The organism is Plebeiibacterium marinum, assembly GCF_026013615.1.
Taxonomy (GTDB): Bacteria; Bacteroidota; Bacteroidia; order Bacteroidales; family Marinilabiliaceae; genus Saccharicrinis; species Saccharicrinis marinus_A.
Genome location: NZ_JAPDPI010000003.1, coordinates 151412 through 163453, shown reverse-complemented (window position 1 = coordinate 163453; position 12042 = coordinate 151412). Strand labels below are relative to the sequence as shown.

The window sequence follows — 12042 nt, the reverse complement described above, 5'->3', positions numbered from 1 at the left end:
ATATGCAAAAAGATATAGCTATAGTATTTGATTGTGGAGCAACAAATGTTCGTGTAATTGCCATGGATGTTTTGGGGCATATTGTTGCTTCCCATTCAATGCCTAATGAAACAGATGAGGATCCCAATTATCCGGGTGGAAGGATTTGGGATTTAGATAAATTATGGGATAAATTATGTAAGGCTGCACAAGTTGTTACTTCTCAAATTGATGTAAACCGTATTGCAGGCATCACGGTGACTACTTTTGGAGTAGATGGTGCATTTATCGATGACAAAGGAGGGTTGCTTTATCCGGTAATTTCCTGGCAATGTCCGCGTACTACCCCTATTATGGATCATATTGAAAAATATATTCCACTTGAGCAGTTATATAAAATTAGTGGAGTGTACCCATATGCCTTTAATACCATAAATAAAATGATATGGTTTAAAGAGCACAGGCAGGAAGTCATCAGGCAAGCACATCGTTTTTTATTTATTCCCTCCTTAATTATCCATAAATTATCCGGAGTAATGCAAAATGATGCTACTATGGTGGGAACCGCTATGATGGCTGATCTTGAAAAAAGAACGTTTTCTGATGAAATCCTGGGTGCGATTGATGTGGATAAGGATGTTTTCGGAACCATTGCAGAGCCTGGGGATAAGGCAGGTGAAATTACACAGGAAGCATTTGGACTTACTGGCATTCCTGCGGATGTACCTGTGTATTTTGCAGGTCATGATACGCAGTTTGCCATATTTGGTTCAGGCGCCCAATTAAACCAGCCGGTGTTGAGTTCCGGTACATGGGAAATCTTAATGTCGCGGAGTGGTTCGTTTACTGCCTCTGCCGATGAATTGAGTAAAAACTTAACAACCGAGATGGATTCCGTTGCCGGGATCTATAATATAGGACAAAACTGGTTGAGTTCAGGCGTGTTGGAGTGGTTCTCGAAGAACTTCTATTCAGAATTAAGTGGTGATGAACTTTATGATACCATGATTGGAGAGGCAGAATTAGAGTTGCCTGGCGCTCAGGGTATCATGGTTGATCCTGCCTTTTATGATGATGGATCGAGTGTGAACAGTGGAACCATAACCGGATTGACTATTGGTACCCGCCGCAGTCAACTGTACAGGGCATTTTTAGAAAGTCTGGCTTTTAGGTTACGTGAAGGTTTGGAAGCATTGGAAACGGCCGGTAATTTTAAAGCTGAAAAGATTATTTGTGTTGGGGGAGGTTCCAAAAACAGGTTGTGGAACCAGTTAAGGGCAGATGTCTGTAACGTGAGTATACAGTTGATTGATCAAAAAGAAACCACAGTTTTAGGAGCTTCAATGTTTGTGTTTGCCGGTGCAGGAGTATATAAATCGGCAAGTATAGCACGCCAAAAAATATCTTATAATCCGCAGGTTATCAATCCATCGGCCAACAGGCAGGTATATGACCAGCTCTATAAAAACTACTTAAAATTTAAAAAACAGTAATTATTTAAATTATGCTAAAAGGAATATCACCCTTGTTAAGCCCTGAATTGCTTTCTGTTTTATATAGAATGGGGCATGGAGACGAAATAATATTAGCAGATGCTCATTTTCCCGGGGAAACATTTAACACTAATGTTTTAAGGGCGGATGGCATAAAGATTCCGGATTTGTTAGCGGCTATATTGCCCTTGTTCGAATTGGATCAATATGTAGAAAACCCTTTAATTATGATGGATGCCGTTGTGGGAGATACCCTTGATCCCAAGGTTGAAGATAGTTATTTGAAAAGCATACACCTGACTAATCCGAAGGTGAACCCCATTGAAAGATTGGAGCGTTTTGCTTTTTATGAGCGTGCAAAAAGTGCTTATGCAGTTGTTATTACTGGTGAAACAGCCAAATATGGAAATATTATATTAAAGAAAGGAGTTACTCCTTTATAACCTTAAAAATCAGACAGTGAAAAATCAATCAAAAATCGTTGAAAAAAAATATCTCATACCTTTTGTTTTAATTACCAGTTTGTTTGCCTTGTGGGGTTTTGCCAATGATATTACAAATCCAATGGTGGCCGCTTTTAAAACGGTAATGGAAATATCAAATGCCAAGGCTTCTCTTATTCAGTTTGCCTTTTATGGAGGCTATGCAACCATGGCTATTCCTGCTGCGCTTTTTGTGCAAAAGTTTAGTTATAAAAAGGGCATATTGTTGGGATTGGCACTTTATGCCACCGGGGCCCTGCTGTTTTGGCCGGCTGCTCAATACCAGGCATTTGGTTTCTTTCTGATCTCGTTGTATATACTTACGTTTGGATTGGCTTTTTTAGAAACCACAGCAAATCCATTTATTCTTTCATTGGGGAGCCATGAAACTTCTACGCGAAGATTAAATCTTGCACAGGCTTTTAATCCAATGGGCTCTTTGTTGGGGATGTTTGTGGCTTCAAAAATAGTATTGGCCTCTCTGGAATCAGATAAGAGAAATGCATTGGGGGAACTAATTTTTCCTGCGTTGGATGATGCTGCCAAGGCTGCCATCCGTACTACAGACCTGATGATAATCCGGGATCCTTATGTAATATTGGGGTTGGTTGTTATTGTTATGCTGGTGGTTATTGCGTTGGTTAAAATGCCCGATACTGCCCATCAGGAGGAGATTCATCCCTGGGATTCGTTTAAAAGGTTAATCAATAATCAGGTATACAGAGAAGGGGTTATTGCCCAGGTGTTTTATGTGGCAGCTCAAATTATGTGCTGGACTTTTATTATACAATATGCTGATAATTTAGGAATAGATAAAGCAACAGCCCAGATGTATAATATTGTGGCCATGGGCATATTCTTAGGAAGCCGTTTTATCAGTACGTTCTTGATGAAATATGTAAATAGCCGTAAGTTATTGATGCTATTTGCCATTGGAGGCATTGTTACAGTGAGCGGGGTTATCCTGATAAATGGAATTGCAGGTCTTTACTGTTTGGTTGCAACATCGGCATTTATGTCGTTAATGTTTCCAACTATTTATGGAATTGCCCTGGAAAACGTAGGAAAGGACGCTACGCTTGGGGCAGCCGGTTTGGTGATGGCCATTGTGGGGGGAGCATTAATGCCGCCTTTACAGGGAACCATCATCGATTTAGGAACAGTTGGCTATTTGCCTGCAGTAAACTTCTCATTTATATTGCCTTTTATATGTTTTATCGTAATCGCCGGATATGGGTATAGATCATACAAAACACAGACTGTTGGGTTAAAATAATGTGTTGAAATTATTAATATCAAAAATAAGACGATGTCTGTTAGAAATTTAAATTTATTGCATCCTCGTGATCAGATTATCATGATCATTAACCGTATTTACAAAAAAGGATTAACCACAACATCAGGTGGAAACCTTTCAATTATGGATGAGAGCGGGGATATGTGGGTTACGCCTTCAGGGGTTGATAAAGGATCATTAAAGCCTGAAGATATTATGTGTGTTAAAGCCGATGGAACAATAGTAGGGCCTCATAAACCCTCTATGGAATATCCTTTTCATAAGGCCATATATGTAGAGCGTCCGGATATTAAATCTGTTGTACATGCACATCCGCCGGCATTGGTTGCTTTTAGTATTGTTCGTCAGATTCCGAATACCAATGTCATTCCACAGGTGAAGTATGTGTGTGGTCCCATAGGATATGCCAAATACTTTATTCCCGGAAGTAATGAACTGGGAAATTCTATCTCAGACCAGTTTAAAAAGGGTTTTGATTCTGTAATCATGGAAAATCATGGAGCGGTTGTCGGGGGTAAAGATATCATTAAAGCTTACGAGCGTTTTGAAACCTTAGAGTTTGCGTGTAGAACATTAATCAACTCCAAGATTATTGGAGAACCTAAGTTTCTTACTGAGGAACAGATTTATAGTTTTAATAATCAAATCCCTACCGATCATCCTAAAATGGCAGATGTTGAATACACCTCTGATGAAAAAGAGATCCGTCAGCAAATTAAAGGTATGGTTCGAAGGGCCTGTGACCAGGGCTTAATGATGAGTTCATATGGAACTATTTCTGTACGTTGGAAGGGGAATGATTTTTTAATTACCCCAACTGATGCCACTCGCTGGGATATACAGGCAAAAGATATCGTTCAAATTAAGGAAGGTAAATGTGAGGCTGGAAAAGTACCTAGCCGTTCCACCTGGCTGCACCAAAAAATATACGAGATGCATCCGGAAATCAATGCCATCATCCTTACGCAGCCTGAATACCTGATGGCCTATGGGGTGGTGCATAAAAAACTGGATGTAAGAACGATTCCTGAAAGCTGGATTTTCTTACAGGATATGGAGAATGTGCCATTTGGGTCGCACTTCACCGGAAATGAAACGATCCCGGGAAAAATATCAACAGCAAATCCGGGTATCATCATCGAAAACGATTCTGTATTAATGACCGGAGGTTCTTTATTGCAGGCATTTGACCGTCTTGAAGTGGCAGAATTTAGTGCTAAGTCATTGGTTATGGGGACTTCATTAGGTGATTTTGCTCCTATGAATGATGAGGAAATTGATGAATTACGAAGAGCGTTTTTTTAGATGATAAGTTGTTTCTTGATAGGGAATTGAAGTTTCCCTATCAAGATTTTTTTCGCTGAATCGCCATTAAGATATATACTCTCATTTGCAACCCAATAGCTAACGAAAATTTATGCTGTTAAAATTCATTGATGATACCACCGGTAATTCTGGCTAAATCCGTTTGCGACTCAACCACGTTATATATAGCATTTAATTTCTGGATAGCAGCATTTAAATAGTTTATCTGAATGTCCCTGAAGTCAAAAGAATCAATTGCTCCGGTCTTTAATTTTTCTTCAGCCATATCCATATTTAATTTTGCTGCATCTTCACGCTCGTTTGCCAGCAATACCAGGTCTTTTTGAACCTCATAGGTGCTGAATATTTGTAACAGCTGGTTTTGCAGACTGTGTTTCATTTGGTCTGTTTCAACAACAGCAGATTCTTCTTCAATTTTGGCAATTTGAACGCTTCTTTTTCTTTGGCCTCCATTAAAAATAGTATAGGACAGGTTTAAGCCTATATTAACATCTGAGTAATTTGATTTACTATCATTAATGGAGTTTTTGGAGTAATATACATTTCTGTTGGTATGAGAAACGCCTCCGTTTATGTTTAAAGAAGGGAGGTAATTGCTCTTAGCTAAAGCGGTTTCTTTTGCCAGTAAGCTCTGGTTTATGTATTGGTTTTTTAGTGTTGTGTTGTTTGATAATAGTTTGGTAGTCAAATCAGATAGGGTGTAGTCCGGCAAGTCGCTTTTTATCCCGGATGTAAGTTCCCACATCTTATTGTCTTTTATTCCTAGTGCATAATTGAGCGTGCGAATGGAATTTTCAAACTCAACCTTTTGTTGCAAGTAGGTTGACTTGTCTTCTAACCAGGATGTTTTTGCTAACAGAGTGTTATAGGTTGTGTTAGCGCCCAGGTCTTTTGCGTGTAGCTCTCGGTTGTACCTGTCTTCAGAAAGGTTCATCAATTCAGCGTATACCTTAACAAGTTCTTGTTGAACGATGCAGTTGTTATATGCCGACACAATTTCCTGTATGGTGTTTTCAACCAGAATGGCTGTATTACCTTTCGACAGGTTTTCGAGTTCTTCATACTTCTTTTTGGTGATTCTTGCACTAAAGCCATCAAACAAAACCCAATTCAGTCCAAGTTCAGGCGAGATCATTTCAGTCCTGTAATTTTCGGTATCATTGTAATTGAAGCCTTCGGACAAAGAAGTGCTGAAACTGATTGTTGGTAAGGCACCTGTATTTCCCCATGTGTTATTTATTGAGGATATTTTTTCGGCGTTACGTGTAATTTTTAAATCATAGTTATTTTGTAGTCCCATTTCAATGGCCTGCGAAAGGGACAATGTATTTTGAGCCTGCATACCCACAGGGAGTATGCAGAACAAAATAGCCAATATCTGAATTTTAATCATATTCATTGTTTTTATTGTAAAACCTGTAATGATTTAGTCATTAGTTGGTTTGCTATCAATTATTTTAGCCATATTCATTTCAAGAGTTTTTTCAATGTTGGCATTGATAACAGCCGTTTCGAGCGACTCTGGTGTAAATTCTTCTTTTGATGTAATTGTTTTAATGGCAACCATATTTTTATTGTTTAAAACAATTAAAACAGGCAATATTATTAAAATAAATAAGGTTCCGAATAAGATACCATATGCTAAGGCAATTGCCATAGGTATTAGCATTCTGGCGTCAGGGCTGTTTTCCAAGATCAATGGCATCAATCCACCAGTTGTGGTTACTGTTGTTAAAAAGATAGCCCTAAAGCGTGATAGTCCGGCATCCTTTACCGCAGGAATTAGCGTCATCCCTCTCTCCAGGTTCATGTTAAACTTAGAAACAAACACAATGGCATCATTGATCACAACACCCGACAGGGCTACCATACCCCAAAGACTCATCATTGAAACGGGTTGTCCATGGATTCCATGCCCCCAAATGGCACCAATTATCCCTAACGGAACCATCATTATAATTAACAAACCCTGGCGGAAGGACTTGAAGTATATCATTATAATCAGTACAATAATTAAAAAGGCCAGACCAAAATACATTCCCATACTACCGGCTTGTTCGTTACTGTCTTTTTGCTGGCCTTGCTGCATTACAGTAATGTCAGGATATTTTTTAATAATCTCGCTTAAAATATTGGTATTGATAAACTCTAAAAGATCAGGAACCGATTGTGTCTGGTCTTTTTGATAGGCATCAACCCTAACTTCTCTTCGGCCATTAAAATGGTTAATGGAGCTTAAACTTCGGGCAGTGCTGATTTCAGCAATAGTTCCCAATGGGAAATCTCCTTTAGACGTATGGATAACCATATTTTCCAGTTGACCAACAGTCTGCCGGTTGTCTCTTGGATATCTTACGTAAACCCAAATTTCATCTTTACCTTCCTGAATACGTTGAGCCAAAGCTCCGTAAAATCCCTGACGTACTTCATTCATCAAACTTTGTAGCGTTAACCCCAGTGCATAAGCTTCTGGTTTTAGGGTCAACCTTAGTTCCTGACTTCCCAACTGGCTGTTATCGGTAATGTTGAATAAAGCAGGCATTTGGGCCAATTGAATTTCCAGCTCTTCCTTAGCTTTTTCCAGTTCCTCGGCATCATAACCTAATAAACTAATGGAAACCGGTGCTCCAAAACGGTTTGATGCACCAACGGCAAACTTATAGGCTTCAGGAATTTTTCCAACTTTTTCAGCTATGGCTTTTTTAATAGTCTCATCCGAAACCTGGGTTTCTTCCAAAGGATTTAGGAACACCCGTATCATACCTGCATTGGTTCCTCTTTCTGTTCCGGAGAATGAGCTTCCCATTGAAATACTCATGGCCGAAATATAGGATATCGTGTCGCCTTGTTCCTTCATTAACTCCTTATTGGCTTCCCAGGCTTTGTCTTCAATATCAAATAAAATTTTCTTTGTGATTTGTTCATTAACACCCGGTTTTAGCGCCAGGTCAATTGAAAACATATCAGAAGGTGAACCCGGGAAAAAAGTAAACCCAATAATACCACCTGCTACTAGTCCACCTGTAATAATAAATAATCCGGTGATGGATGCCATGGCAATTCCCCGATGAGATAAAACCCAGTCTAAGAAAGGGGCATAAATTTTGTTTTTAAAGGCCTCCAGTTTTTTATCGATAAAAGCACGGAGCTTACCATATAACGAAGTTTCCCTGTTTGGTTTGAGTACTTTAGGATTTGCCAGGTGTCCGGGTAAAACAAACATTCCCTCTAAAAGAGATATGGCCAGACACACTACTACAACAAAAGCCATTTCGTACATCACCTCCATTTGGCCTTCGATGACAAATAGCGGACTAAAAGCAATCATTGTTGTGGTAACCGAAGTAAATACAGCAGGAAGCACTTCGAGAGTTCCTTCAATAGCAGCTCTTCGTGGCGATTTGCCCATCTCAAAGTGGGTAAAAATGTTTTCGCCTATTACAACACCATCATCAACCAAAATACCTACAATTAATATCATACCAAAAAGGCTGATCAGGTTCATGGTTAGGCCGAGCATATTTCCAATAATAAACATGCCTAAAAATGAAGCCGGGATACCCCATGCCACCCATAAACTTAAACGGATATTTAATAGCAAGGATAATAATAGTACCACTAAAAATACTCCTTGCAGCCCATTTTCTATTAATATATTTAATTGGCCGTCAATAATATCCAGGAAGTCCATTCTTACTTCAATACGGAAATCATCATGAGCGTCGTTGAATTCTTCAATATAGTCCTTTACAATATTTGATATGTTTTCCAGATCTTCAGAATTCAGCTTTTGCACCAACAAAGTAACACTGGGTTTTTTGTTAACATAGCCATTGCTTGGGTCCTCAGGAACCTGAAGCTTTACAGAGGCAACGTCGCCAATAGTTATGGGTTGTCCGTTTTCATTGGCTTTAATAACAATTTTTTCAATATCCGTTGGTTTGATGGATTTTTGGCGGCTGATAATCTTTATTTGTTCCCGGGGATTCCTGATTGTTCCTCCGGAAGCGTCCAGGTTATTCTGGCTTATGGCAGTTTGAACATCATTTATAGCCAGGTTATATCTGCGAAGCTGAGTTTCGTTAATCTCCACAGCTAATTCCAGGTTATTTGGAACGCCATATATGCTAATCTGAGAGATTTTTCCCGTAGCTAAAAGGTCATCCTCTACTTTGTTGGCCATCTTGTTTAAGTCCAGCACGTTATCTGATTCGGCAGATAAGGACATAAACATTGCCATATCACGGGCCCTGCTTTTTGAAACAATAGGACGTTCTGCATTGGAAGGGAAGTTGGAAATTCCGTCTACCGCATTTTTTACATCCGAAAGCAGTTCATCCATGTCGTAACCGTTTCGCGCAGTTACGGTAATGCTTGCCGAGCCTTCGCTCGAAGTGGAAGAAAACTCCTTAATGCCGGAAATTCCCCTCAGGCTGTTTTCTACCAAAGAGGTAATACCTTCATCCATTTCTTTAGGGGTAGCCCCCGGGTAGGCAACAGAAACAGTTATTGTTTTTGATTCCACCAGTGGGAACGTGGCCTTCTTCATTTGAGTCATGGAGATATAGCCAATCAACCCAAGGATGACAATCACCATTTTCCCATAAAAAGGATATTTTACAAATTGTGATAATATATTTTTCATTTGTTATGGTTCAATATTTAGTTACGTGCAATGTATTCAACATTAGAACTGATTGAAGTTAACGACTCGGTAACAATTGTTTTATCAACTGGAATGCCACTGATAATATAGGAGTCGCTTAGTGAACGTATTATATCAATACGGGTTTTTAATAGTTTTCCATCTTCTAAGGTATATACATAAGAATTGTCAATAATTGCTTCTCTTGGTATTTCAAACCCATTAACGGTTTGTCCTTTAAAAGTAATGTCAACATATTCCCCTTCCAATAACTTCATAGTGCTTGAAGGATAAATGGTCAGGTATACATTCACCGATTGGGTTTCTTCATCCACATAACCTGAGATTCGTGAAATATTGATTATAGTTTTTTCGCCATATTTATTGGTCAATGTGGCGGCAGTTCCTTTCTGTATCCATTTTAAATCGTTAGTAAATACAGGAACAGCCACTTCCAGTTTATCCGACCGGATTAAGGTTGCCAACGATGAACCTGTAGTTGCTGCAGAACCTATTTGTTTGTTTACGCTTTTTAAAGTACCGTCAAAAGGTGCAACAATAGTATGCTTTGCCAAATCAATTTCCTGGTTTTGAAGGTTGTAATACTGGGTTAGTACGTTGTTGGCAGATAAAAACACCTTTTCCTGGTTTGAGTCAATCTTAGGAAGCTCTGGCAAAGGCTTCTCCGGATCAATGGCGACAAAAAAGCTATTCCACTTTTCAAATTTGTCAGGGAAGTCAACTTTTATGTCAGGCAGGATTTGTGCCAGGGTTTGAAGAAAACTGCTGATGCCAGCTTTGTGGGTTGCCACCGCATCCTCTTTGTAAATTTTTACAATTACATCATTCTTTTTAAATGCCTCGCCTTCTTTAAAAAGAATATCACCCTGTAAAATACGACCTGAAACTTCAGCCGTTAAATCTACCGTGTTAAAAGCTGAAATCCTGCCCCTGTAATTCATGGCTGTTTCAATGTCAGAATATTTAACCTGACCTGCCTTAACATTCATGGTGTTATGTTTTTGTTTATCTTTCCTAGGGGCTGGCTTTGAATTTATTAAGTATCCAGATAGTGCTATGGAGGCAACAATGATAGCAATTCCCCCAATGATGCTAAATATCTTCTTTTTCATGTTTATTTTGTTTTATGTAAAGTCATTATAATTCAAAACAAAACTATATTAGAGAACAGGGAAACTAAAATTTTATGAACGAACATATGGATTTGATATACCAAAGACGGTTTTGCCCTATTTAGTGTTGGCAAGAAAACTGCTGAAATTTTTGTTAGTCCACCCACACCCCTCAGTCCCCTAAAGGGGAAGATGCTTCCGCACAGTGCGTTGGCGTTTTCCCCTTTAGGGGAATCAAAGGGGTGAGTGTAGGAATCATGAGTTTTCTTGCAGGAACTATTTAAATGTAAGAGCATCTTCTTGTATCGTATTTAAGGCTGTTTGAGTGAAAATCTGATGTTTTTGTATATTTTATTTATGAATTTGAAACAGGTTGAATAGATTTGTGGTTTAGTGTCAGCAAGAAAACTCCTGGAACTATTAAAAATCCAATCGCTCACCCCCTGGCCCCTAAAGGGGAAAACCCTCGCTATGTTTGGGTTGACGTTTCTCCCTTTCGAGCCTGTCCCGAACTTTTATTTGGGATAGTCAGAGGGTGTGAGGAGGAAGAAATTGGACTTTTCATGCCAACACGATATAGCATATTAAATAACATGTTGTTTGGTTTGAGTGAGTATTTAAGGAAGGTATAATCTCAATTTATAGATAATTTAAACCGGAAAAATTTTAAAAGAAGTGAGATATAAAATTAGGAAAAAACACTGGATGCAAATAATAGTGTGGGTTGCTTTATTTGTAATCTATTTTAATATGATTTATTTTTTTTCCACTGCATTAAAGGCTTTTGTTATTGGGGGATATAATGTGTTGTGTTTGGGTTTGATATATTATGCTGTAGTATATTACTTCTTTCCCAAATACTATCATCAAAAGAATAAGTACTTTTTAATCTCATTTGGTTATATTGTTTTAATCACAACAATAGTTGTTGCAGGGGAGTACCTGTCCTTTGAGTTTTTTCATGAAGAGGGTAAAGAATTACCTCCGGTTGCTTTCCTTTTTATGAGACTTTTTATGCAGTTTTACCTGGCTTTTTTTGCGGCTACCTCTGTTAGCTTAATGGAACAAACCACGCAATTAAAGGAAAATGAAAAACTACTGAATGAGGAAAAATTAAAGACCGAATTAAAGCTCTTAAAGGCACAAATTAATCCGCATTTTATATTTAATGCCCTAAATAACATATACTCATTAACCTATATGCAAAAGCAAAATGCTCCGGAAAGCGTGTTGAAGCTTTCAGAAATGCTCCGTTATGTGTTTTATGATTGCAATAAGGATAAAGTAAAGTTATTACAGGAAATAAAATATATTGAGAACTTCATGGCATTTCAACAGATGAAATCTGAACACGTACAGAATATTCAGTTTAATATGGGGGCAAATATCGATTCAATTGAAGTAGCACCTATGCTGTTTATCCCGTTTATTGAAAATGCTTTTAAATACAGTAAAATAGAAGAGGTTGAGGATGCGTATGTTCATATTGATATAAAGCATGTTCATAATGAATTGTTTTTTTCCATTGAGAATAGTGTTCCTGTAACAGGGAAAAGTATCGCAGGTAGTGGCCTTGGTATTAAAAATGTAAAACATAGGCTGGATATTATTTATCAGGATCAATACCATCTTCAGATTAATAACAATGACCAGGAATATAAAGTAGAATTAGTGCTTGAAGTATAGC

The 12042-nt window shown here is 38.3% G+C and carries 8 protein-coding genes; 5 read left to right on the top strand and 3 right to left on the bottom strand.

Annotated elements, in window-relative coordinates:
• Window positions 1-2: 2 nt before the first annotated feature.
• Genes fucK through OM074_RS02845 form a run of 4 tightly spaced genes read left to right on the top strand, consistent with a single transcriptional unit; the run spans window position 3 to window position 4556 of the window.
• The gene (gene fucK / locus OM074_RS02860) at window positions 3-1472 is read left to right on the top strand and encodes an L-fuculokinase (RefSeq protein WP_301197769.1); all 1470 of its coding nucleotides are present in this window, start codon (window positions 3-5) and stop codon (window positions 1470-1472) included.
• Between the two features lie 11 nt (window positions 1473-1483).
• Window positions 1484-1915 carry an L-fucose mutarotase gene (fucU, locus tag OM074_RS02855; RefSeq protein ID WP_301197768.1) on the top strand — a complete coding sequence of 144 codons (432 nt, stop codon included), beginning with the start codon at window positions 1484-1486 and terminating at the stop codon, window positions 1913-1915.
• Between the two features lie 16 nt (window positions 1916-1931).
• Window positions 1932-3230, top strand: a complete 1299-nt coding sequence (gene fucP, locus OM074_RS02850; RefSeq protein WP_301197767.1) for an L-fucose:H+ symporter permease — start codon at window positions 1932-1934, stop codon at window positions 3228-3230.
• A 33-nt stretch (window positions 3231-3263) separates the two neighbouring features.
• Entirely contained in the window at window positions 3264-4556 is a 1293-nt protein-coding gene (locus tag OM074_RS02845; protein ID WP_301197766.1) for a class II aldolase/adducin family protein, read from the top strand.
• 118 nt (window positions 4557-4674) lie between these two features.
• Here OM074_RS02845 and OM074_RS02840 read toward each other — a convergent pair whose 3' ends face one another.
• Genes OM074_RS02840 through OM074_RS02830 form a run of 3 tightly spaced genes read right to left on the bottom strand, consistent with a single transcriptional unit; the run spans window position 4675 to window position 10355 of the window.
• Window positions 4675-5970, bottom strand: coding sequence for a TolC family protein (locus tag OM074_RS02840; protein WP_301197765.1), 1296 nt, complete (start codon window positions 5968-5970; stop codon window positions 4675-4677).
• A gap of 33 nt (window positions 5971-6003) precedes the next feature.
• Window positions 6004-9222, bottom strand: a complete 3219-nt coding sequence (locus OM074_RS02835; protein WP_301197764.1) for an efflux RND transporter permease subunit — start codon at window positions 9220-9222, stop codon at window positions 6004-6006.
• A gap of 17 nt (window positions 9223-9239) precedes the next feature.
• On the bottom strand, window positions 9240-10355 hold the full coding sequence (locus OM074_RS02830; protein WP_301197763.1) for an efflux RND transporter periplasmic adaptor subunit: 1116 nt from the start codon (window positions 10353-10355) through the stop codon (window positions 9240-9242).
• Window positions 10356-11105: 750 nt separating this feature from the next.
• On the opposite strand from OM074_RS02830, the gene OM074_RS02825 reads away from it, so the two are divergent.
• Complete coding sequence (locus OM074_RS02825) at window positions 11106-12041, top strand: sensor histidine kinase (RefSeq protein WP_301197762.1); 936 nt, start codon at window positions 11106-11108, stop codon at window positions 12039-12041.
• Window position 12042: the final 1 nt, after the last annotated feature.